Genomic DNA, 23,186 nt, shown 5'->3' with positions numbered 1-23,186 from the left:
AGACGAAGACGCCCGGGGGCGGCATCTTGACTGGCGACGAGTCTATCGTATTTCGCGGTCCGCAAAACCTGGCCATCCGGCCGATGCTCGCGGCGGCGGGCCATTTGCTATCCTTCGGGAACCTGTTCGCCCGCTCCGGCCGGCGCGAGAATCCGACCTGCCTCATGCTCCATCTGTTCTATTCGAATCGTCACGAAACGCTGGCCGACGCGCTGCTCGAGGATCTGGCCGCGTTCCCGGCCCGCAACGGCCCATGGGCGCCGCAACAGGTCATCGTGCCGAGCGCGGCGCTGCGCCGCCGTCTCGAGCTCGACATCGCCGCGCGCAACGGCGTGTGCGCGAACGTCGAGTTCACGTATCTCGCGCAGTGGCTGTGGGCGCAGATCGGCCGCGTGCTGCAGGTGCCCGAGCGCTCGCCGTTCGCGCCCGACCGTCTCGTATGGCGCTGCTACCGGCTGTTCGCGCGAGCGGCCGACGGCGCGCCGTGGCTCGCGTCGCCGCGGCTCGCCGCGTATCTGTCCGCGTCCGACGATGCGATGCGCTACGAGCTTGCCCACCGCGTCGCGACCGTGCTCGACCACTACCTGACCTATCGCCCCGAATGGCTGGCCGCATGGCAGGCCGGCGAATCCGTGCTCGCGGGCGACGCCGCGCCGCGCGGGATCAGCGACGCCGCACGCGACGACGAGCGCTGGCAGGCCGCGCTGTGGCGCGCGCTGCTCGCCGAGCTGAGCGACAGCGGCACGCCGCCCGCGCACCGCTTCCTCGTCGAAGCGCGCCATCTCGATCCCGACACCGTCGCGCGCGCGGACTGGCCCGAATCGGTCAGCGTGTTCGCGCTGCCCACGATGCCGCCGCTGCATGTCGCACTGCTGCGCGAGCTGTCGCGCTGGATCGACGTGCGCATCTATGCGCTGAACCCGTGCCGCGAATTCTGGTTCGACATCGTGACCGCCGCGCATGCCGAGGCGCTCGATGCGGCGGGGCGGCTCGACTACCAGGAAGTCGGCCATCCGCTGCTCGCCGAATGGGGCAGGCAGACGCAGGCGCAACTGCACATGCTGCACGAGCTGACCGAAAGCGCCGCGTCGGGCGATGCGTCGCGTTTCGTCGAGAATCCCGAGTCCACGTGGCTCGCGCGCGTGCAGAACGCGATCCTCGAACTGCAGCCGGAGGCCGAAACCGGCGGCACGCCGGCCGAGCGAGGAATCGAGGTGCACGTGTGCCACAGCCTCGCGCGCCAGCTCGAGGTGCTGCACGACCGGCTGCTTGCGTGGTTCGACGCCGACCCGAGCCTGCAGCCGTCCGACGTGCTCGTCGCGGTGGCCGATCTCGCCGCGGCCGGCCCGTTGATCGACGCGGTGTTCGGCACGGCCGGCGCAGGCGGCGCGCGCGTGCCTTACCGGATCACCGGCCTGCCGCCGTCGCAGGCGAACCCGGTGGCGCGCGTGCTGCTCGACTGGCTCGCGTTGCCGGAGCGGCAGGTCGGCGCGCCCGAGCTGGTCGAATGGCTGCGTGTCGACGCGGTGGCCGCGCGCTACGGCATCGATGCGGCCGCGCTCGAAACGGTGCAGACCTGGCTCGCGGCCGCCGGCGCGCGGCGCGGGCTGTCGCCGCGCGCGAGCGACGACGCGGCCGTGCCGGCGCCGCGCCATACGTTCTCCGATGCGCTCGCGCGGCTCTTTCTCGGCTATGCGATGCCGGAGGGCGCGGCACCGGTCGGCGCGTGGCTGCCGATCGAGGCGGCCACCGGCAGCGAGGCCGAACTGCTCGGCCGGCTCGCCCGTTTCACCGACGATCTCGACGGCTTCGCGCGGCGGCTGGCCGACGCGCATACGCCGCAAGGCTGGAGCGAACTGTTCGCCGACACGCTCGCGCGTTTCTTCGATTCGGGCGCCGCGTATGCGGATGCGCTCGCGGGCGTGCGCGATGCGCTCGACGCGATGCTGGCCGCGATGACCGAGGGCGCGCCCGACGAAGCGTTGCCGGCGGCCGTCGTCCGGGCGGGGCTGACCGCCGCGCTCGACGATCCGGCGCGCGGCGGGGTGCCGTGGGGCGGCGTCACGTTCTCGTCGCTGACCAGCCTGCGCGGCCTGCCGTATCGCGTCGTCTGTCTGCTCGGGATGGACGACGGCGTGCTGCCGAGTCTCGCGCGCGCGGACGAATTCGACCTGATGGCCGTGCTGCCGAAGCTCGGCGACCGGCAGCGCCGCGACGACGAGCGCAATCTGTTCCTCGACCTGCTGCTCGCCGCGCGCGACCGGCTGCTGATCTCCTACACGGGCCGCAGCATTCGCGACAACGCACCGTTGCCGCCCGCGGCACTCGTCGACGAGCTGCTCGATCATCTCGCGCTCGTCGCGGCCGGGCCCGACGCCGCGCCGGATGCCGTCGATGCCGCGCGGCGCGCGTTCGTCGTCGAGCATCCGCTGCAGCCGTTCGCGGCCGCGTATTTCCAGCCCGGCAGCGCACTCGTTTCGTATGACGCCGAGCGTGCGACGCTTGCGTCGCTGCTGGCCGCCGAGGCGTCGCGCGACGGGCCGCGCGAGCGGCCGTTCTTCGCGCAGCCGCTGCCGCCCGAACCGGTTGAGCCGGTCGCGTTCAGCGAATTCGAACGTTTCTGGCGGCATCCTGCGCGCGCGCTGCTGCGTGCGCGGCTCGGCATCGTGCTCGCCGACGCGCAGGCCGAGCTGCTCGACACCGAGCCGTTCGCGCTCGATTTCGCCGGCAGCGACGCGCTCGCCGAGCGCGTGCTGCCGTTGCTGATCGAATCGGACGGCGCCGGCATGCACGATCACGCGCTGCGCATTGCGGACGCGAGCCCCGAACTGCCGGGCGGCGCGACGGGTGCCGTATGGCGCGATCAGGCGCTCGGCTCGATGACGCAGCTCGCGTCGAACGTGCGCCGCGCACTGGCCGACGGCATCGAGCGGCGGCCGTTCTCGCTCACCGTCGTGCCCGCGTGGCCCGACACCGAGCAGGCGTTGTTCGGCGCGGACGATGCGCTGCTGTCGCGCGACGCGGTGAGCGCGCCGCTCGACCTGCACGGCACGCTGAACCGGCTCACGCCGGCCGGGCAGATCATCTACCGCTATGCGCGGCCGAGTGCGCGCGACTACCTTTCCGCGTGGCTCGCGCATCTCGTCTATTGCGCGATCGAACCCGACGGCCCGCGCCGCACGCTGTGGTTCGGCAGCGGCGGCGCGTTCGAGCTGACGCCCGTCGCGGCGCCGCTCGAGCAACTCGCGCCACTGGCTGCGCTGTTTCGCGCGGGGCGGCGCATGCCGCTGCGGTTTTTCCCGCGCAGCGCGTGGGCGCGGGTGTCCGACGGCGAGGCCAAGGCCGCGAGCGTCTGGATCAACGAGCGCGTCGTGAGCGAAGCCGACGATCCGGCCATCGCGATCGCGTGGCGCGGTGCGCATGCATCGCTCGACGAGCCGTTCGGCACACTGGCTCGGCTCGTGTTCGATCCGCTCGTCGAGCATCTGAAGGAGGTCGCATGAGCGCCGTGTCGCAGCCGCAGCACGCGCTCGAACTCGACGTGTTCGCGTGCCCGCTCGACGGCGTCAACCAGATCGAGGCGTCGGCCGGCACCGGCAAGACGTGGAACATCTGCGCACTGTACGTGCGCCTGTTGCTGGAGAAGGATCTCGGCGCGGACGAAATCCTCGTCGTGACCTTCACGAAAGCGGCGACCGCCGAGCTGCACGAGCGGATTCGCAGCCGGCTCGCGCAGCTTGCCCATGCGCTCGACACAGGCGACGACGGCGGCGACCCGTTCATCTCGCGCCTGCTCGAAACCACGCTCGGCGCAGCCGGCATGCTCGACCCCGACACGGCCGCGAAGCGGATCAGGCGCGCGTTGCGCGCATTCGACCAGGCCGCGATCCACACGATTCACGCGTTTTGCCAGCGTGCGCTTCAGGAAGCGCCGTTCGCGGCGGCGATGCCGTTCGCGTTCGACATGGAGGCCGACGATGCATCGCTGCGCTTCGAGTTGGCGGCGGATTTCTGGCGCACGCGCGTCGAACCGGCCGCCGCGCGCTGGCCGGGCTTCGCGACCTGGCTCGTCGAATCGGGCGCGGGCCCGGCCGCGCTCGATGCGCAGCTCGCGCGCCGGCTGAAGAAGCCGCTCGCCGCGCTGCGCTGGGACGGCGTGGCCGAGCCGGACGAATCGGCCGAAGCGGCCGCGGCGGAATGCTTCGCCGAGGCGGCGCGAATGTGGGCGGCCGAGCGCGATGCGATCGACGCGTTGCTGCGCGCCGCGCAGCCCGCGCTCAACCAGCGCTCGCACAAACCCGAAGCGGTTGCCGATGCACTCGCCGCGTGGGCCGCGCACTTCGCGCAGGGCGACGCGACGGCGGCGCTGCCGAAGGTCGCGCTCAAGCTCACGCAAACCGCGCTGGCGAAGGCGACGAAGAAGGGCGGCACGACACCCGAACACGCATTCTTCGACGTGGCCGACGCGCTCGAAGCGGCCGTGGCCTCGGCCGAGGCCACCCAGCGCGCGCGCTGGCTCGCGCTGATCGCCGCATGGCTCGACATGGCGCCGGGCGAACTGGCCGAGCGCAAGCGCACGCGGCGCGTCGTGTCGTTCGACGATCTGCTTGCCAACCTGTATCACGCGCTGCACGCGCACCCGTGGCTTGCCGACACGCTGCGCGCGCGCTATCCGGCCGCGCTGATCGACGAGTTCCAGGATACCGATCCGCTGCAGTTCGCGATCTTCGACCGGATCTTCGCGCCGGGCGGCCCGCTGTTCCTGGTCGGCGACCCGAAGCAGGCGATCTACAGTTTCCGCGCGGCCGATCTGCATACGTATCTGGCGGCACGCGCGCGTGCGAGCGCGTGCTATACGCTCGCGGTCAACCAGCGCTCGACGCCCGCGATCGTCGATGCGTGCAACCGCTTCTTCATGTCGAATCCGCGCGCCTTCGTGCTCGACGGGCTCGACTATTACGCGGTGCGCGCAGGCACGCGCGTGCGTGCGCCGTTCGTCGACGAAACCGATCCGGGCCCGGCCGGCGATTTCCGGGTGTGGGCGTTGCCGGGCGGCGAAGGTACGCTGCTCAAGCGCGACGCGCAGGCGCAGGCCGCCCAGGCCTGCGCGGCCGAGATCGCGCGGCTGATGCGCGGCGCGCGCGAAGGGCGCGTGCGGCTCGGCGCGACGCCGGTGTCGCCGGGCGATGTCGCGGTGCTCGTGCAGACGCACCGGCAGGGCAGTCTCGTGAAGCGCGTGCTGGCCACGTGGGGCATCGGCAGCGTCGAACTGGCCCAGGCATCGGTGTTCTCGACCGGCGACGCCGAGCAGCTCGAACGCGTGCTCGCGGCAATCGATGCGCCGGGCGACCTCCGGCGTCTGCGCGCCGCGCTCGCGTCCGACTGGTTCGGCCTCGATGCGGGTGCGCTGTGGCGAATGGAGCAGGGCGACGGCGACGGGCAACGCGATGCATCCGCTACTGACGGCGCCGACGCGATGAGCTGGGTCGAGCGCTTCTCGCGGTATCGGCTGCTGTGGCGCGAACGCGGCTTCGCGGTGATGTGGCGCACGTTCACGCGCGAACTGCGGATCGCCGAGCGGCTGATGGCCGGTGCGGACGGCGAGCGGCGCGTGACCGACATCAATCATCTGGCCGAGCTGACGCAGGCACGCGCATCGGCGCAGCCGGGCATCGCACCGACGCTGCGCTGGCTCGCCGCGCAACGGCTCGACGGCGGCGGCGAGGAAGCGCAGCTGCGGCTCGAATCGGATCGCAACCTCGTGCAGATCGTCACCGTGCACAAGTCGAAGGGCCTCGAATACGCGATCGTGTTCTGTCCGTTCCTGAACGACGGCGGGTTGCGCGAGCCGCCGCCGTCCGCGCTGCCCGATGCGCGCGAATATCACGACGAGGCGGGCGACGCGGTGCTGCATTACGGCTGCGACGACGAAGCCGCCGCGCATGCGGCGCGGCAGGCGCTGCGCGAGCAGGCCGCGGAACGCGCGCGGCTCGTCTACGTGGCGCTCACGCGCGCGGTCTATCGCTGCTATGTCGTCGCCGGGCCGTACCTGGCGTCGCGCTCGACGCGCGAAGCGCGGCGCAGCGTGCTCAACTGGCTCGTCGCGGGCGCCGGGCAGTCGTTCGATGCATGGCTCGACGAGCCGCCCGATGAAGCCGCGCTCGATACCGCATGGCATGCGCTTGCGGGCGGCCCCGTGAGCGTCGCGCCGTTGCCGGCGCCGGGGCGCCCGGAGCGGCTCGCGGCCGGGCACGACGCGTCGCAGACGCTCGCGGCGCGCCAGGCGACGCGCGTGCTGCGCGATGCGTGGCGGATGGCGAGCTTCAGCTCGCTGACCGCGTCGATGGCGCGCGAGGAGGCGGGCGTCGCGGCCGTGCCCGACGACGAACTGCGGCCCGATCACGATGCGCTGGCCGCGGTGGCGCCGGATGGCGAGTGGCTGTTGGCCGATCCGGTCGCGCCCGAACCGCCGGACGACGACATCCTCGTGTTCCCGCGCGGCGCGGCGGCCGGCGAGTGCCTGCACCGTCTGTTCGAACTCAGCCGCTTCACGGAGCCCGAGTCGTGGCCCCGGGCCGCGCTCGGCGCGCTGCACGACCGGCCGGTCGAGGCCACGCCCGAGCTGGCGACACGCCTGCCGGCGATGATGGTGCGGCTGGTCGACGACGTCGTGCACACCGAGCTCGTGCCGGGCATGCGGCTCGCCGATCTCGATCCCGCGAAGCGGCTCGACGAAATGGGGTTCCTGTTCCCTGCGCCGGCGCTCGACCTCGTGGCGCTGCGCCGGCTGCTGGTCGCGCACGGCTACCCGGACGTTGCACTGGAGGCGGGCATGCTCGCCGGTTTCATCAAGGGTTTCATCGACATGATCGTCGAACACGACGGCCGCTTCTGGATCGTCGACTGGAAGTCGAACCATCTCGGCACGACGCTGGACGCGTACGGTCCGCGCGCGCTCGACGTCGCGATGGCCGATCACGCGTATCACCTGCAGGCGCTGCTCTATACGGTCGCGCTGCATCGCTACCTGCGCGGGCGGCTGCCCGATTACGACTACGACACGCATATCGCGGGCTATCTGTACCTGTTCGTGCGCGGTGTGCGGCCCGGCTGGCGCAGCGGCGGCGAGCCGGCCGGCGTGCATGCGCGGCGGCCCGCGCGTGCGCTCGTCGAAGCGCTCGACCGGATGATGGAAGGGGGCCGCGCATGAACGCCTCCGACGATATGCTCGAATTTACCGGCGGCCTCGTCGCGCGGCTGCCCGAACCCGCCGATTTCGGCATCGCGCTTGCGGAAGGTTTCGCGCGCCGCATCGGCGATCTCTCGCGCCGCGCCGGCGCGCCGGCCGCGGCCGCGCGCTGGGCCGCGCGCGCCGCGTTCGCGACGAGCCGAGCGACCGCCGGCGGCCACGTGTGCGTCGCGCTCGGTGCGCTCGCGCAGCGCTACGAAGCGCCGCCGGATGAGGTTCGCGCGGCGCTTGCCGCGAGCGGCGTGGTCGCGTTCGGCACGCTCGCGCGCGGCGACGAGCGGCCGCTGATCGTCGACCGTCACGATCACCTGTACCTGTCGCGCTATTTCGACTACGAGCGTCGGCTTGCCGACGCGCTCGTCGCGCAGGCCGGCACGGCCGTGCCGGACGAAGCGCTTGCGCCCGACCGGTTGCGTGACAGCCTCGCGCGTTACTTCGGGCCGCCCACCGGTGAAGTCGACTGGCAGCGCGTCGCGGCGATCGTCGCGCTGACGGGCCGCGTGACGATCGTCAGCGGCGGCCCGGGAACGGGCAAGACGACGACCGTCGTCGGCGTGCTGGCCTGCCTGCTCGACGCGCACCCGGCGCTGCGCGTCGCGCTGGCCGCGCCGACCGGCAAAGCCGCGCAGCGGATGCAGGAAGCGCTGCATGCGCGGGCCGGCGACCTGCCTCCCGAACTCGCGGCGCGCCTGCCCGATACGTCGTACACGCTGCACCGGCTGCTGGGCGGCGGCGGTGCGGCCGGCTTTCGGCACCATCGCGACAATCCGTTGCCGTACGACCTGATCGTCGTCGACGAGGCGTCGATGATCGACGTCGCGCTCGCCGCTCATCTGCTCGACGCGCTCGCACCGGGCGCGCGGCTCGTGCTGCTCGGCGACAAGGACCAGTTGGCCGCCGTCGAGGCGGGCGCCGTCTTCGCGGAGCTGAGCGCGCGGCCGGCATTTACCGCCGCGGCGCGTACGCGTATCGCGCAGGCGCTCGGCATCGACGAGGCGGCGTTCGTCGCGGCGTTGCCGGTGCGGGACGACGCCGCGACCGCGGCCGTTCCCGCGGCGCATCCGGTTTCCGCCGCGGTCCCGGCGCCGGCGCCTTCCTCTGCGCGTGCAACGGCTGCCCGCAAACCGGCGTCGAGACGGAAAACCGATACACGGCAGGCATCGCTCTTCGACGACGAACCGCAGGACGACGAAGATTCGTCGACCGATGTCGCGCCGCCGCCGGCTGCAGGCCCCGTGCCGGCCGAAACCGGCGACTCGGGGGAGGCTGTCAAAGCCGCCGAAGCCGCCGCATGGATCGAGGTCGGCGAACTCGCGTGGCTCGACGCCATCGAGTTGCCGCCGTTCGACACAGGCGACGCGGCGCTTGCGTCGGTCACGTCGATGGCGCCGGACGCAACCGCCGCGGCGTCCGCGCCCGCGGCCGCACCGGCCCCGCTTGCCGACTGCGTGGTCTGGCTCGAACGCAACTACCGCTTCGGTCTCGATTCGCCGATCGGGCGGCTGTCGCTCGCGATCCGCAGCGGCGACGTGCAGGCCGCGCTCGACGCGCTGCCCGCCGACGAGTCGGCTGCCGCGTCGTTCCACGACGATGCGGGCGAGTCGCTCGCGTCGTCGACGGTCGAGCGGCTCGCGCGGCGCTTCGGTGCCTACCTCGACGCGTTGCGCGACGCGCTGGCCGCGCCGGTGCCCGATCCGCTGCCGCTGTTCGACGCGCTCAACCGGTTCCGGATCCTGTGCGCGACCCGCAGCGGCTTGCGCGGCGCGGAGCACGTCAATGCGCTCGTGGCCGCGCACGTGCGCCATGCGGCGCGCGTGCCGCTCGCGGTCGGCGCGCACTGGTTCACGGGGCGGCCGATCATGGTGACGCGCAACGACTATGCGCTCGGCTTGTTCAACGGCGATATCGGCGTTGCGCTGCCCGATGCGCATGGCGTGCTGCGCGTGTGGTTCAGGCGCGCGGACGGCACGGCTCGCGCGGTATCGCCGGCCGCGCTGCCCCCGCACGAAACCGCTTTCGCGCTGACGGTCCACAAATCGCAGGGCTCGGAATTCGACGAGGCCGCGCTCGTGCTGCCGGCGTCGTTCGGCCGCGTGCTCACGCGCGAACTCGTCTATACGGCCGTCACGCGTGCCCGCACGCGCGTGCAGGTGATCGGGCCGCGGCGTGTGCTCGCGCAGGCGGTCGCGACACGCACGCAGCGCGACTCGGGGCTCGCGGCGCGCGTCGACGAGGCGCTCGAGCGGCGCCGGACGGAGGCTTCGCGATGATGATCCGCTATACGCTCGATCCGGCCGAAGTCGAATGGACGGCCGTGCGCGCGCAGGGCGCGGGCGGGCAGAACGTGAACAAGGTGTCGAGCGCGATCCACCTGCGCTTCGATATCCGCGCGTCGTCGTTGCCGTCCGTCATCAAGGAGCGGCTGCTTGCGCTGCCCGACCAGCGCATCACGCGCGATGGCATCGTCGTGATCAAGTCGCAGGAATATCGCACCCAGGAGAAGAACCGCGAAGCCGCGCTGGCGCGCCTCGATGCGCTGATCGGCGGTGTCGCGTACACGCCGCGCGCGCGGGTCGCCACGCGGCCGACGCGCGCGTCGAAGGAGCGGCGCCTCGAGCACAAGTCGCGCCGCAGCGCGGTGAAGTCGGGACGAGGGAAGGTGACCGACTGACGAATGGGCGAGCGACGGATGGGCGACGGGCGCGACAGTCGTTCGCTCGCCGACGCACCGGCTACCGCATTACGGCTCCTGCGCTGTCGAGCACGAGGGCGACACAGAACACGACGAGTCGAGCGACGGACGGGCGACGGTCGCGCCGGCCGTTCGCTCGCCGACGCACCGGCTACCGCATCACGGTTCCCGCGCTGTCGAGCACGAAGTCGACGCAGAACACGACGAGCCGGCTCTGTGCGCGAATCGCGACGGCGGCCGTGTAGCAGTCGCGGCCTTCCGTCAGCGAGAAGTGCGGGCCCATCAGCGCGACGCGTCCGGGTGCGGCGATCGCGCGCTGGAAATACGGGCGCCGTGACCAGTTGCTGTGGGTTTCCGGGAACAGCGGGGCGAGGCGGGTGGTGCCTGCCTGGCCGTCGTCGGCGTGCGCGCCGATCGACGGCAGGAACTGCTCGCCGGTCTCGTCGGTGACGAACACGCGGCGCGCAGCCGGCTCCGCGAATACGCGTTGCGCGGCGTCCTGCAGGTTGCCGCTCGCGGAAAATGCGGCGGCGCCGGTCAGCACGAGTCGCTCGATCGCGTCGAAACCCGGCTGCTCGGCGACGACCGGTGCGTGCCGGCGCGCGATGAAGCGCTGCCACGCGGCGTCGAGCATCGCGGGTGCCGCCGCGCTTGCATGGGCGATCGATGCATCGGGCTGGCCGAACCGGAAACCCTGCACGAAATCGATGTCGGCTTCCATCAGCGCCTGCAGCGAGTCGTCGCTCTCGACGCCCTCGGCGAGCACCATCGCGCCGGCCTGATGCAGCATCGATACGAGGTGATGCATGATGCGGCGATCGTCGGCCGAACGGGTCGAGCGTTCGACGAGCGAGCGATCGAGCTTGACGATGTCGGGGCGCGCGCGCCACACGCGGTCGAAGTTCGAGAATCCCGTGCCGAAATCGTCGATCGCGATCAGGAAGTCGCGATGCTGGATCATGTCGATCGTGCGGGCGAGCGCGGCTTCGTCGCGCGCCGGCTGTTCGACGACCTCCAGCACGATGCGGTTCGGCGGCAGGGCGAAATGCCGGCACAGCGCTTCGACGAATTCGCGCTGCACGAGGCCCGAATCGAGCACGCGCGGCGTGACGTTCAGGAACAGCCAGCCGTCGCCGATGCCCTGCGCGACGAAGTTGGCCGTATGCAGGCAGCGCGCGAGCCGGTCGAGCAGCAGCGCGTCGGCGTCGGCGCGCGTCTTGTCGAACAAGGCGGCGGGCGAGACCAGCGCGCCGTTCGAATCGACGACGCGCAGCAGCGCCTCGTAGCCGACGACCCGCTTGTGCGTGATCGACAGCACGGGCTGGAATACGCTGCGCAGTGTCGTGTTGCGATAGGTGGCGAGCCAGCCGCCGGGCGTCGCCGTGAGGCGTTCGAGCAGGGAGTCGAGCGAGAGGTCGCGGGCGGGCTTCATGTCAGTGCCCGGGGGCGGGCGGCGCAGCGGCGCCACGCTGAAGCAGTCGCACGCGCCGGCGGACGCGAAAGGACGTGGAACATCGTGACCGCCTTCTGCGGGTAAGTGTTCCGAGTGTAACGGGAATGGCGTCGCTCGCGTATCAGGGTAACTCCAGACGCACACGGATAGGCGCTCGCGGCCGGGGCGCCCGCATGCGCGCCGCGCATGACCGCCGCGTAGCAACGGGTACCGCTGGCGCACATGACGATCCGGCGGCATGGCATGGCATGGGGCATGGCACGACACGACTCGACTCGACACGGCGCGCGTGGTGTGACACGGCATGACATGTCATGACATGTGGTGACGCACGGCGTGACGAGTCGCGGCGAAGCGGGTGGGTGATGTGAGGCGCGGCAAGTCAGCGCAGACAATACGAGACGGCAAATCCCGGCGGCTGGATCAGCCCCGAGCGAACGTGGCCGTCAGAGGAGTGCCAATGCCATCCGTACCACACCGCTGAACCGTCCCCCCGTCCATCAGACACCGCGCCCCACCTGCTGCCGGTGCCTGCGCCCAAACGAATCGTCAGGTCGCTTCGCCGCTGCGCGGCTTCATTCCGGGAATCCGCTTGATCACACCGGTCGCGAGTGCGGTGCCGACGAGCACGATCGCGCAGCCTTCGATCATCACGACCGATACGTGTTCGCCGAGGAACAGCGCGCCCCACAGCAGCCCGAACACCGGAATCACGAACGTGACGGTAATCGCGCGGGCCGGGCCGATGTGCGCGATCAGGTAGAAGTAGATGAAATACGCGATGCCGGTGCATGCGATACCCAGCGCGAGCACGGAGCCCCATGCGTGCGCGCCGATCGGTGCGGCCGGCCAGGTCGCGATCGCGAACGGCAGCAGCAGCACGGTCGAGCCGATCATGCTGCCGGTCGCGTTGACGAGCGGATCGATGCCGCTCAGCTTGCGCTTCGTGTAGTTGGCCGCGATCCCGTACAGCAGCGTCGCGCCGAGCGCGGCGGCCGCGGCGAGGGCCGTCGCGCTCGCGCCGGTGCTGCCTTGCGCGTTCGCGATCTGGTTCCACACGAGCGTGAGCACGCCGCCGAAGCCGATCACGAGGCCGAGCACGCGCGGCAGCGACAACCTGTCCTTCAGCCACAGGTAGGCGACGAGTGCGCCCCATAGCGGCGCCGTCGCGTTGATGACCGACGTCACGCCGGCCGACAGCGTCAGTTCGGCAAACGCGAACAGACAGAACGGGATGCCCGAGTTCAGCGCGCCGACGACGAACAGCGGCCACGCGTGACGGCGCAGCCGGGCGCCGAGTTCGGCGGGCGGGAAGCGCGTCAGCGCGAAGCCGATCAGGAACAGCGCACCGATGCCCACCCGCAGCGCCATCAAAGGCGCGACGCCGAAATCGGCGACGCCGACCCGGATGAACAGGAACGACGCGCCCCACAGGGCGGCGAGAAAGGTCAGCAGAAGCGCATTCTTGGGTGACATCGGGAGGAGGGGCGAGGGACGGGATGCGGTGGATCTTACACCGCGTTACCGCGCCATCGCTTCACGTCCGGATGAAACGACAAGAACGGGACAAGAAGCGGGAAGCGCCGCCCGCCGCCGACAGGCGCCGGCAGCCAAGCGACGTCGCCGTTCAGTGATGGCGCCAGCCGCCGCGCCCGCCGAAGCCGAAATTGAGCGACAGCGCCGGTCCCCAATAACCGCCCCACGCGGGCGCATACGCAGGCGCGGGATAGTAGTAGGCGGGGCCCGGATCGACGTAGACGGGCGCCGGCTGCACCGGTGCCGCCGCGTAATAGCCGCCGGCCGGATAGTAGCCGTACGGGTAATAGCAGCCGGTGAGTGTCGCGGCGGCGAGCGCCGCGACGACGAGGGTCCTGTTCATGATGTCTCTCCGGCGGGGCCGGCAATCGGCAGATGCTTAAGCTTAGGCCGCGCGGCGACGACACGGTGCGCAAAACGGTAACGGATCATTTCCGCGCATCGGCTGCGGAGTCGGCCGGATCGTGGCGCCGCATGCGAAAACGGCGCTTCCGCGCTGCGGAAACGCCGTCTGGCCAAACCCTCCCGCGCCGTGTCGGGCGACGGGTGCGCGCCGGGCAAATGCCGCGCGTGGTTACTTGCCGACCTGGTTGCCGATGATGCCGCCGGCCGCCGCACCGCCGAGCGTCGACAACGCGCTGCCGCCGATCGCCGCGCCGGCGACACCGCCGACGCCCGCGCCGATGGCCGTATCGCGCTGGCGTCGCGACATCGAATCGCAGGCAGACAGGCTGGCTACCGTCGCGACGAGGAGAGCGTATACCCCAAAACGCCGAATCGTATTCATGATCGTTGTCCTTGTGGTAGTGAACGGAAAGTGAACGAGAAGCGCGCAACCGGCAGGCGGCCGCGCATGAAACCAATCTACTCGCCGTGCCGGAACGCCGCTGTAAGGACTTGTTAAGGCTCTCGGGGTTTCGTAATCAATTGTTTCGTTTGCAGGCGCGGGCACGCGCGATGCTGGCGCAAAAAAGCCCGCTCGAAAGCGGGCTTCGTCGATCGCATCGCGAGGCGATCCGGCGCGGATCGCCGCATGCGCTTACTGACGGTGATAGATCTCGGCGCCGGTCTTGACGAATTCGACCGCCTTGACTTCCATCCCCTTCTTCAGCGCTTCGGTTTCCGACACACCCTGCTGCGCCGCAAACTCACGCACGTCCTGTGTGATCTTCATCGAGCAGAAGTGCGGGCCGCACATCGAGCAGAAGTGCGCGACCTTCGCCGAATCCTTCGGCAGCGTTTCGTCGTGGAATTCGCGCGCCTTGTCCGGGTCGAGGCCGATGTTGAACTGGTCTTCCCAGCGGAACTCGAAGCGCGCCTTGGACAGCGCGTTGTCGCGGACCTGCGCGCCCGGATGGCCCTTGGCCAGGTCGGCCGCATGCGCGGCGAGCTTGTACGTGATGATCCCTTCCTTCACGTCGTCCTTGTTCGGCAGGCCCAGGTGCTCCTTCGGCGTCACGTAGCACAGCATCGCGGTGCCGAACCAGCCGATCATCGCGGCGCCGATGCCCGACGTGATGTGGTCGTAGCCCGGCGCGATGTCGGTGGTCAGCGGCCCGAGCGTGTAAAACGGCGCTTCCTTGCACCAGTCGAGCTGGAGATCCATGTTCTCCTTGATCAGTTGCATCGGCACGTGGCCCGGGCCTTCGATCATCACCTGCACGTCGTGCTTCCATGCGATCTGCGTGAGCTCGCCGAGTGTTTTCAGCTCGCCGAGCTGCGCTTCGTCGTTCGCGTCGTAGATCGAGCCGGGGCGCAGGCCGTCGCCGAGCGAGAAGCTCACGTCGTACGCCTTCATGATCTCGCAGATCTCTTCGAAGTGTTCGTACAGGAAGCTTTCCTTGTGATGCGCGAGGCACCACTTCGCCATGATCGAACCGCCGCGCGACACGATGCCCGTCATCCGGTTCGCGGTGAGCGGCACGTACTGCAGGCGCACGCCCGCGTGGATCGTGAAGTAGTCGACGCCTTGCTCGGCCTGCTCGATCAGCGTGTCGCGGAAGATTTCCCAGGTCAGGTCCTCGGCCTTGCCGTTGACCTTTTCGAGCGCCTGGTAGATCGGCACCGTGCCGATCGGCACCGGGCTGTTGCGGATGATCCACTCGCGCGTTTCGTGGATGTGCTTGCCGGTCGACAGGTCCATCACCGTGTCGCCGCCCCAGCGGATCGCCCACGTCATCTTGTCGACTTCCTCGCCGATCGACGACGTAACGGCCGAGTTGCCGATGTTCGCGTTGATCTTCACGAGGAAGTTGCGGCCGATGATCATCGGCTCCGATTCCGGGTGGTTGATGTTCGCGGGGATGATCGCGCGGCCGCACGCCACTTCCGAGCGCACGAATTCCGGCGTGATCTCGGTGGGCGCGTTCGCGCCGAAGGCCGCGGCGCCGAACGCCTGGCCCGGGTGCTGGCGGCCCATCATCGCGGCGAGCTTCGCGCCGTTCGGGCCGCTCGCCTTCAGGCTCTCGAGGTACTCGGCGCGGCGCTGGTTCTCGCGGATCGCGATGAATTCCATTTCCGGCGTGATGATGCCCTGGCGCGCATAGTGCATCTGCGTGACGTTCTTGCCGGCCCGCGCGCGGCGCGGGTTGCGGTGCAGGCCCGGGAAACGCAGGTCGGCGGTGGCCGGGTCGGCCGCGCGCTCGAGGCCGTACCGGCTCGACAGGCCGTCGAGTACCTCGGTGTCGCCGCGCGCGTCGATCCACCCCTGGCGCAACGCGGGCAGGCCCGCGCGGATGTCGATCTTCGCGTCCGGGTCGGTATAGGGGCCCGACGTGTCGTACACGTAGATCGGCGGATTCTTCTCGCCGCCGAAGCCGGTCGGCGTGTCGGCCTGCGTGATTTCACGCATCGGCACGCGGATGTCGGGCTGCGAGCCGGTGACGTAGACCTTGCGGGAATTCGGCAGCGGGGCGACGGCCGCGGCATCGACATGAGCGTCGGCGGACAGAAACTTCGGATTGGCGTTCATGCAATCTCCTGTGTGAGCGCCGGACACGCGCTGCGGCGCTTGCCCGGAGCCCTTGACGAATGTGGGGCTCGAGCTAAGCAGGAGACGAGGTTTGGTGAGGCGGCGGATTCGTCAGAAGGATGGCGGCGGAATCCGTACGCTTCCCTGCGCTGGCATTATCCAGATCAGGTTCAAAGGGTATTTCTCACCCGCAATGCCGGTCGTTCGACCGAACGCATCGCAGGACCCCCGCGTTAGCAAGGGCACACGATACACCGGCTTTGCGGCGGTTTCAACCGGTAGCGCGGCGGTTCGCCGGGACGGGCCTGGGCGCGCCGGCGCTGCGTGCCGGCGGTGCACCGCATCATCGATCGCCGCCGCTCGCGCCGGCAGCGCGGCCGGCGGCGGCGCAGCAGTGCAGCATCGGGGCGGCGCCCGGCCGGCCAAAAAATATTTTCGGGCCGGCTGTCATTTCTCGCGACGTCGTCCGTCTATTGGGCTCCTCAAACCCATGTTTCGGAGAGTAATCATGAAAAACGTACTGATCGCAGCCTGTGTCGCCGCTTTCGCCACGCTTGCAACAGGCGCGTATGCGCAGAACGACGCGATGTCCCAAAACGGTTCGTCGATGTCGAAAGACGCGATGGGCCACGACGCGATGGCAAAAGACGCAATGGGCCACGATGCGATGGCGAAGGATGGCGCGATGAAGAAAGGCGCGATGAAAAAGCATACGATGAAGAAGGACGCGATGTCGCACGACGCGATGGGCAAGTCGTCGGGCGACAAGATGGCGCCGTCCAACTGACGGCGCGGGCGCGGGCGGCCGGCGCGTGTTATCCGCGACACGGCCGGCCGCCCGCGTCCCGTGTCGTCGCGTTGCGTTTCTTCGACCCGTTTCGGGAGTCCTCATCATGCAAACCGTCCCCGCCACGAACCGCGCGCCCGCCGCGCCGCCCGCGCGCCCGATTCATCCGTTGTGGGTGCGCGCGAGCCACTGGCTCAACGCGCTCGCGGCGATCCTGATGGCGCTGTCGGGCTGGCGCATCTACGACGCGTCGCCGATCTATCCGTCGTTCACGTTTGCGCACGGCATCACGCTCGGCGGCTGGCTCGGCGGCGCGCTGCAATGGCATTTTGCGGCGATGTGGCTGCTTGTCGCCAACGGGCTGTTCTATCTGACGATGGCAATCGCGACCGGACGCCTCGCGCGCAAGATGCTGCCCGTCACGCCGGCGTCGGTGTGGCGCGACGTGCGCGCCGCGTTGCGCGGGCACCTCGCGCACGACGATCTGAGCGTCTACAACGCGGTACAGCGTGCCGCGTACCTGATCGCGATCGTCGATCTGATCCTGCTGGTGCTCTCCGGGCTGACGATCTGGAAGTCGGTGCAGTTTCCGCTGCTGCGCGAACTGTTCGGCGGTTACGACAACGCACGCGTCGTGCATTTCTGGGCGATGTCGCTGCTGGTCGCGTTTTTCGTCGTGCACGTCGGAATGGCGCTGCTCGTGCCGCGCTCGCTGCTCGCGATGCTGCGCGGCCGCTGATCCGGCGAATCCCGGACAAAGGAAATCATCATGTCGGAATCCGAAATCAAGCGCGACGGTTCGCGCTGGGCGCTCGACCGCAAGTCGCTCGAAATCGACGTGCGTCGCGAGCTGGAGATGCCGTCGCGGCGGCTGTTCAATCGGCGCATCCTGACGCTCGGCGGCCTGACGATGCTGACCGGTTGCACGCTGCACGACGATGCATCGGTCAACACGTTTCTCGAACGCGTGTCGCGGATGAACGACCGCGTGCAGGCCTGGCTCTTCAGCGGCGAGCGGCTTGCGCCGACCTACACCGAAGCCGACATCACGCGGCCGTTCCCGTTCAACGCGTACTACGGCATCGACGACGTGCCGCACGTCGACGCATCGACGTACCGGCTCGTGCTGTCGGGCCGAGTGACGGGCAAGCGCGTGTGGACGCTCGACGAACTGTACGCGCTGCCGCACGCGGAGCAGATCACGCGGCACATCTGCGTGGAAGGGTGGAGCGCGATCGGCCGCTGGGGCGGCACGCCGTTCGGCGCGTTCCTCGCAAGGGCGGGCGCCGATACGCACGCGAAGTACGTCGGCTTCAAGTGCGCGGACGATTACTACGAAAGCATCGACATGCCGACCGCGCTGCATCCGCAGACGCTGCTCGCATTCGATTACGACGGCCATCGTCTGCCGCCGGAGTTCGGTTTTCCGATGAAGCTGCGGATGCCGACCAAGCTCGGCTACAAGAATCCGAAGCACATCATGGAAATCTTCGTGACCGACACTTTTCCGGGCGGCTATTGGGTCGATCAGGGATACAACTGGTTCGGCGGATCGTGACGCGGGCCACGCGGGGCGCCGGGTGTCGTGCCGAAACGTCAGTCGCCAGCCTTTCAGCGAGGTCTGCGGTCGCCTTTCGAATCCTTAATGCATAATGCTCGACGTGCGTGGCCGGCATGGCCACGCACGCTTTTTTTGTCCGTCCGTGGCCGGATCGCCCGGGTCCGCTTTTCGTCGCCGTTCGCACCGTCATGTCGTTCCGCACGTCTTTGTTCGCCGCTCCGGTCCCGGTCGGCGTACTTGCCGGCCTCGCCGGTTTGTCCCGCCCGCATCCGCGGCGGGTTGCCGGGGGCTCCGAACGATGACCCCGCTCGACCGCCTTCTCGATTTCCTCGCCCGCCTGCCGATCCGGATCCGCCTGCCGCAAAGCCGCGGCGGCCGCGTCGCACTGGCCCTCGTGTTCATCTATTTCGTCTGGGGTTCGACGTACAGCGGGCTGCATTTCGCGCTGCAGTCGTTCCCGCCGCTGCTGTTGTCGGGGCTGCGCAACCTGCTGGGCGGCATCGGCCTGTTCATCTTCGCGCTGCGGCGCAAGCCCGAATGGCCCACGCTGCTGGAAATCCGCAATTCGGCGATCGTCGGCACGATGCTGGTCGCGCTGTCGTCGGGCACGATCGCGCTCGGGATGCGGACCGTCAGCAGCGGCTCGGCCGCGGTGATGGTCGCCACGGTGCCGCTGTTCGCGACCGTGATCGCGGCGGTCGCCGGCCGGCCGGTGACGAAGGGCGAGTGGGCGGCCGTCGCGCTCGGGATGGTCGGCATCGTCGTGCTGAACTCGGGCGGCGCGGGCGCCGCGAACTCGGCGCTCGGCACGATCTGCGTGCTGGCCGGCGCGCTGTTCTGGGCGGGCGGCGCGCATCTTGCGACGCGGCTCAAGCTGCCGTCGGACCTGTTCCTGTCGACGTCGCTGCAGATCGGGCTCGGCGGCCTGCTGTCCACGCTCGCCGCATGGCTGATGGGCGAGCGCATCGAGCAGGTCGCGGTGGGGCCCGTGTTCGCGTTCCTGTACCTGATGGTGTTCTGCACGATGGCCGCGTATGTCGCGTACGGCTACCTGATCCGCCATACGAGCCCCATCATCGCGAGCAGCTGCATGTACGTGAACCCGATCGTCGCGGTCGCGCTCGGCGCGTTGATACTCGGCGAACCGGTGACGACGGCGACCGTGGTCGCGACCGTCGCGATCCTCGGCAGCGTCGGGTTGTCGTTCCTGTTCGATCCGGCCCGCCGGCCTGCGCCGTCCGCGGCGGCCGACGCTTCGTCAGCGGTGGCCGGCGCCACCGCCGAATCGGACGCGGTGCCGGCAGCGATGCCGGCAGCCGCAGCGGATCAGTCCGCGATGCCCGATCCCGCGCCGATCCTTACGCCTTCCGCCGTACCGCTTGCCGTGCCGGCGCCCGGCGCCGTCGTGGACCCGGCCGCGGTCATGGATCCCGCGCAGGCATTCGCGCCGCCGCCGGCCGACGAACCGGCCGCATCGCGCGCGAACGCGTGACGCCGGCGCGTCCGGCCGGGTTCAGCCGCGTCGTGCGCCGCGGTAGTGGGACCAACCGGCGAGCGCGGTAAAGACGAGGCCGGCCGCGCACATGCCGATCCAGCCGAATGCGTGCCACGCGGCGACGCCGGCCGACGAGCCGAGCGCGCCGCCGATGAAGTAGCACACCATGTACACGGTGTTCACGCGGCTGCGCGCGTCGGGCTTCAGCGCGTAAATGCGCGACTGGTTCGAGATCTGCGCGGCCTGCACGCCGACATCCAGCACGATCACGCCGATCACGAGCCCGACGAGGCTCGTCCCCGACAGCGCGAAAATCACGAACGACGCCGCGAGCAGCGCGATCGCGAGCGAGATGATCGTGCGCGGGCCGCGCTTGTCGGCGAAACGGCCTGCGTACGGGGCGGCCAGCGCGCCGGCCGCGCCGACGATGCCGAAGAGCCCCGCGGCCTGCGGGCCGAGATGGAACGGCGCGCCGGCCAGCAGCAGCGTGAGCACCGGCCAGAACGCGCTGAACGCCGCGAACAGCGCGGCACCCGTCAGCGACGCCTCGCGCAGCCCGCGCAGTTCGACCGCCAGATGCCACATCGAGCCGAGCAGCTTGCCGTATGACAGCGTCGATGTCGGCGTGCTGCGCGGCAGCCGCAGCACGATCACCGCGGCCAGCGCGACGAGCGCCGCCACGGACGCGCCGAACACGGCCCGCCAGCCGAAATATTCGGCGACGAAGCCGGCCGCGGTGCGCGCCAGCAGGATCCCGAGGAGCAGGCCGCTCATCACGGTACCGACCGCATGGCCGCGCTCGGCCGGCGGCGCGATCTCGGCCGCGAACGGCACGGCCTGCTGCGCGATCGTCGCGAGCACGCCGATCGCGAGGCTCGCGACGGCGAGCACCGTCAGCGACGGCGCGGTCGCGGCGACGATCAGCGCGATCGACAGGCCCGCGATCTGCATCAGGATCAGCCCGCGCCGATCGAAGCGGTCGCCGAGCGGCGCGAGCAGGAACATCCCGGCCGCGTAGCCGAGCTGCGTGGCGGTCGGCACCGCGCCGATCCAGGACGCGCCGTCGGGAAAGGCCGAGCGGAAGCTGTCGAGCAGCGGCTGGTTGTAGTAGATGTTCGCGACCGACACCCCCGCGATCGTCGCGAGCAGCAACAGCAGGCTGCGCGAGTAATGGGGCGAGACGGCGTCGGTCGGGCGGTCGGTGGAGGCGGAGGACATGGCTGCGACGGAACGGAGTGGGGCGGCGCGCGGGCGTGCGGCGCAACGGCGGTTGCGCGGGCGGCCTGGGTGCCGATCGAGGCTGCCGATCATACCCGAGCACCGGGAATTCTGCCGGCCGGGCGGATAGGGAGCCGGGCGGCCGGAAGGCGGAAGGCAGACAGCAGACAGCAGACAGCAGACAGCAGACAGCCGCGCTCGCGGCATCGCCGCCCGCGAGCGCCCGCTATCGGTCGCGACCACCCGTCCCGCAACGCGCCCGGCCCGAGCCGCCCACGACGCGCGACCGATGCGCACGGTCAGTCGACCAGTTCCCCGCTCGGTTCATAGAACGGATAGGGTCCGTCGCCTTCGTCCACATACACGTGATGGGACGTCATCCCCGCGTCCGGCGCATGGAAATGCACCGCGAACGCGGGCGGCTCGAGCCGGAACGCGGACGGTGCGTCCGCGCGCAGGTCGAACGCCACCTGGTGCCCGGGCGCCGGCACCGCCGACGCGAGCGTGCCGCCGAAGCGCGTGAACATCGTCCGGTGCACGTGCCCGCACAGCACGCGCTCGACGTTCGGGTAGCCGCGCAGCAGCGTATCGAGTTTCGCGGCGGCGGCGGGCGCGAGGCGCAGCGCGTCCATGTGGCCGATCCCGGATGCGAACGGCGGATGATGCAGCGCGACGATCACCGGCCGGTCGCGCGCCGCGTCCAGTTGCGCGGCGAGCCACGCAAGCCGCGCATCGCACAGATCGCCGTGGCTCGCGCCGGGCACCTGCGAATCGAGCGCAAGCACGCGCACCGCGCCGACGTCGATCGCATACTGCACGAACGCGCCGTCGTGCAGCTCGGGGCGATCGGCGAACGCGCGGCGCAGTCCCGCGCGATCGTCGTGATTGCCGACCATCAGGTAATACGGAATCTCGAGCGGCGCGAGCAGGTCGCGCAGATGGCGGTATTCGTCGTCGTGGCCGAAATCGGTCAGGTCGCCCGTGACGAGCACCGCGTCAGGGCGCGGCTCCAACGCGTTCAGCTTCGCGATGCAGCGCGCGAGCGCGGCGGCCGTGTCGACGCGCCGGTACGCGAGCTGGCCCGGACGCTTGATGTGAAGGTCGCTGATTTGAGCAAGCAGCATCGTCGTTCCTCGGAATTGTCTGGTTATCGTGGGGCGGTATTACGCGGCGAGTGCGATCAGTCCTTGCGCGTCGATCGCGATGCCGACCGCCGTGCCGCGCGCGAGCTCGATGCGGCCCGGCACGTCGATCACGAGCGCGTCGGGCGCCGCATGCTCGATCGTGAGCCGCGTGCGCTCGCCGAGAAACGCGCACGCGCCGATCGCGCCGCGCAGCGGTGCATGCGCGGGATCGGCGAGCTGCGCGTCCTCCGGCCGGAAGAACCACTCGTCGGCGGCGTGCGGCGTGACGATCGAGCCGCCCGTCGTCACGAGCGCGCCGTCGCGCCATTGTCCCGCAACCCGGTTCAGCGTGCCGATGAACTGCGCGACGGTGCGGTTCGCCGGCCGGTAATAGATGTCTCGCGGCGTGCCGATCTGCTCGATGCGGCCCGCGCCCATCACGACGATCCGGTCGCCGAGCTCCATCGCCTCGGCCTGGTCGTGCGTCACGTAGACGGTCGTCACGCCGAGCTCGCGCAATAGCGCATTCATGTCGCGGCGCAGCACGTCGCGCAGCTTCGCGTCGAGCGCGGTCAGCGGCTCGTCGAGCAGCAGCACGCGCGGGCGGACCGCGAGTGCGCGTGCCAGCGCGACCCGCTGGCGCTGGCCGCCCGACAGCTGGTCGACCGGTTTGTCCGCATGCGCGTCGAGCCGCATCATCGCGAGCAGTTCGTCGACGCGCTCGCGCAGCGCGCGCGGCTCGGTCTTGCGGATCTTCAGCCCGTAGCCGACGTTGCCGCGCACCGTCAGGTTCGGAAACAGCGCGTAGTTCTGGAACACCATGCCGACCTGCCGGCGCTCGATCGGCAGCGCGGTGACGTCGTCGTCGCCGAACGCGATCGTGCCGCCGGCATCCGGCGTGTCGAGGCCGGCGATCAGGCGCAGCGTCGTGGTCTTGCCGCAGCCCGACGGGCCGAGCAGCACGAGCGTTTCGCCTGCGCCGATCGACAGGTCGAGCGGTTCGAGCACGCGCGTGCCGCGGAACGTTTTCGCGCAGCCGGTCAGGGTGATGGGAGTGGAATCGAGTTTCACGTGTGCGAATGGTTCAGCGGTTCAGCGCA

General features: G+C 70.1%; 16 protein-coding genes and 1 riboswitch. Of the genes, 8 read left to right on the top strand and 8 right to left on the bottom strand.

Annotation, left to right across the window (positions count from 1 at the left end; all coding sequences use genetic code 11):
* The first annotated feature begins 164 nt into the window (after positions 1-164).
* Genes recC through arfB form a run of 4 tightly spaced genes read left to right on the top strand, consistent with a single transcriptional unit; the run spans position 165 to position 9,920 of the window.
* Complete coding sequence (recC, locus tag HWX08_RS24810; RefSeq protein WP_174922023.1) at positions 165-3,503, top strand: exodeoxyribonuclease V subunit gamma; 3,339 nt, start codon at positions 165-167, stop codon at positions 3,501-3,503.
* Positions 3,500-7,210, top strand: a complete 3,711-nt coding sequence (gene recB, locus HWX08_RS24805) for an exodeoxyribonuclease V subunit beta (RefSeq protein WP_174922022.1) — start codon at positions 3,500-3,502, stop codon at positions 7,208-7,210. Before recC ends, recB begins: the two co-directional genes overlap by 4 nt.
* Positions 7,207-9,519 (top strand): AAA family ATPase, encoded by a 2,313-nt coding sequence (locus tag HWX08_RS24800; RefSeq protein WP_175807097.1) that lies wholly within the window; start codon positions 7,207-7,209, stop codon positions 9,517-9,519. The genes recB and HWX08_RS24800 overlap by 4 nt, the downstream gene beginning before the upstream one ends.
* Positions 9,516-9,920, top strand: a complete 405-nt coding sequence (gene arfB / locus HWX08_RS24795; protein WP_174921367.1) for an alternative ribosome rescue aminoacyl-tRNA hydrolase ArfB — start codon at positions 9,516-9,518, stop codon at positions 9,918-9,920. The genes HWX08_RS24800 and arfB overlap by 4 nt, the downstream gene beginning before the upstream one ends.
* A gap of 172 nt (positions 9,921-10,092) precedes the next feature.
* On the opposite strand, the gene HWX08_RS24790 is transcribed toward arfB, so the two are convergent.
* The 5 genes from HWX08_RS24790 to thiC form a co-directional block, all read right to left on the bottom strand.
* Entirely contained in the window at positions 10,093-11,373 is a 1,281-nt protein-coding gene (locus tag HWX08_RS24790; protein ID WP_069256228.1) for a sensor domain-containing phosphodiesterase, read from the bottom strand.
* Positions 11,374-11,943: 570 nt separating this feature from the next.
* Positions 11,944-12,870 (bottom strand): DMT family transporter, encoded by a 927-nt coding sequence (locus HWX08_RS24785; RefSeq protein WP_069256229.1) that lies wholly within the window; start codon positions 12,868-12,870, stop codon positions 11,944-11,946.
* A gap of 151 nt (positions 12,871-13,021) precedes the next feature.
* Positions 13,022-13,273 carry a hypothetical protein gene (locus HWX08_RS24780; RefSeq protein ID WP_107310044.1) on the bottom strand — a complete coding sequence of 84 codons (252 nt, stop codon included), beginning with the start codon at positions 13,271-13,273 and terminating at the stop codon, positions 13,022-13,024.
* A 231-nt stretch (positions 13,274-13,504) separates the two neighbouring features.
* Complete coding sequence (locus tag HWX08_RS24775) at positions 13,505-13,717, bottom strand: glycine zipper 2TM domain-containing protein (protein ID WP_069256231.1); 213 nt, start codon at positions 13,715-13,717, stop codon at positions 13,505-13,507.
* Between the two features lie 252 nt (positions 13,718-13,969).
* Positions 13,970-15,901, bottom strand: a complete 1,932-nt coding sequence (gene thiC / locus HWX08_RS24770) for a phosphomethylpyrimidine synthase ThiC (protein ID WP_069256232.1) — start codon at positions 15,899-15,901, stop codon at positions 13,970-13,972.
* 123 nt (positions 15,902-16,024) lie between these two features.
* A riboswitch (TPP riboswitch) is annotated at positions 16,025-16,141 on the bottom strand.
* A gap of 268 nt (positions 16,142-16,409) precedes the next feature.
* Here thiC and HWX08_RS24765 point away from each other — a divergent pair.
* The 4 genes from HWX08_RS24765 to HWX08_RS24750 all read left to right on the top strand — a co-directional run bounded on the left by HWX08_RS24765 (position 16,410) and on the right by HWX08_RS24750 (position 19,741).
* Positions 16,410-16,688, top strand: coding sequence for a pentapeptide MXKDX repeat protein (locus tag HWX08_RS24765; protein WP_069256233.1), 279 nt, complete (start codon positions 16,410-16,412; stop codon positions 16,686-16,688).
* Between the two features lie 106 nt (positions 16,689-16,794).
* Positions 16,795-17,427: a cytochrome b/b6 domain-containing protein gene (locus HWX08_RS24760; protein WP_069256234.1), complete on the top strand. Its 633-nt coding sequence runs from the start codon at positions 16,795-16,797 to the stop codon at positions 17,425-17,427.
* Positions 17,428-17,457: 30 nt separating this feature from the next.
* Positions 17,458-18,246, top strand: coding sequence for a molybdopterin-dependent oxidoreductase (locus tag HWX08_RS24755; protein WP_069256235.1), 789 nt, complete (start codon positions 17,458-17,460; stop codon positions 18,244-18,246).
* A gap of 301 nt (positions 18,247-18,547) precedes the next feature.
* Positions 18,548-19,741 carry an EamA family transporter gene (locus HWX08_RS24750; RefSeq protein WP_069256236.1) on the top strand — a complete coding sequence of 398 codons (1,194 nt, stop codon included), beginning with the start codon at positions 18,548-18,550 and terminating at the stop codon, positions 19,739-19,741.
* Positions 19,742-19,762: 21 nt separating this feature from the next.
* Here the strand turns inward: HWX08_RS24750 and HWX08_RS24745 are convergent, their stop codons facing one another.
* The 3 genes from HWX08_RS24745 to HWX08_RS24735 all read right to left on the bottom strand — a co-directional run bounded on the left by HWX08_RS24745 (position 19,763) and on the right by HWX08_RS24735 (position 23,157).
* Positions 19,763-20,962, bottom strand: a complete 1,200-nt coding sequence (locus HWX08_RS24745) for an MFS transporter (RefSeq protein WP_069256237.1) — start codon at positions 20,960-20,962, stop codon at positions 19,763-19,765.
* A 299-nt stretch (positions 20,963-21,261) separates the two neighbouring features.
* A complete protein-coding gene (locus HWX08_RS24740) occupies positions 21,262-22,086 on the bottom strand; it encodes a phosphodiesterase (protein ID WP_107310050.1) in 825 nt (274 codons plus the stop codon).
* Between the two features lie 39 nt (positions 22,087-22,125).
* Positions 22,126-23,157 carry an ABC transporter ATP-binding protein gene (locus HWX08_RS24735; protein ID WP_174921366.1) on the bottom strand — a complete coding sequence of 344 codons (1,032 nt, stop codon included), beginning with the start codon at positions 23,155-23,157 and terminating at the stop codon, positions 22,126-22,128.
* Positions 23,158-23,186 lie beyond the last annotated feature (29 nt).

This window comes from Burkholderia metallica (genome assembly GCF_902832845.1).
GTDB lineage: Bacteria > Pseudomonadota > Gammaproteobacteria > Burkholderiales > Burkholderiaceae > Burkholderia > Burkholderia metallica.
The sequence above is the reverse complement of the archived record's forward strand: the minus strand, read 5'-3'. Positions and strand labels throughout refer to the sequence as shown.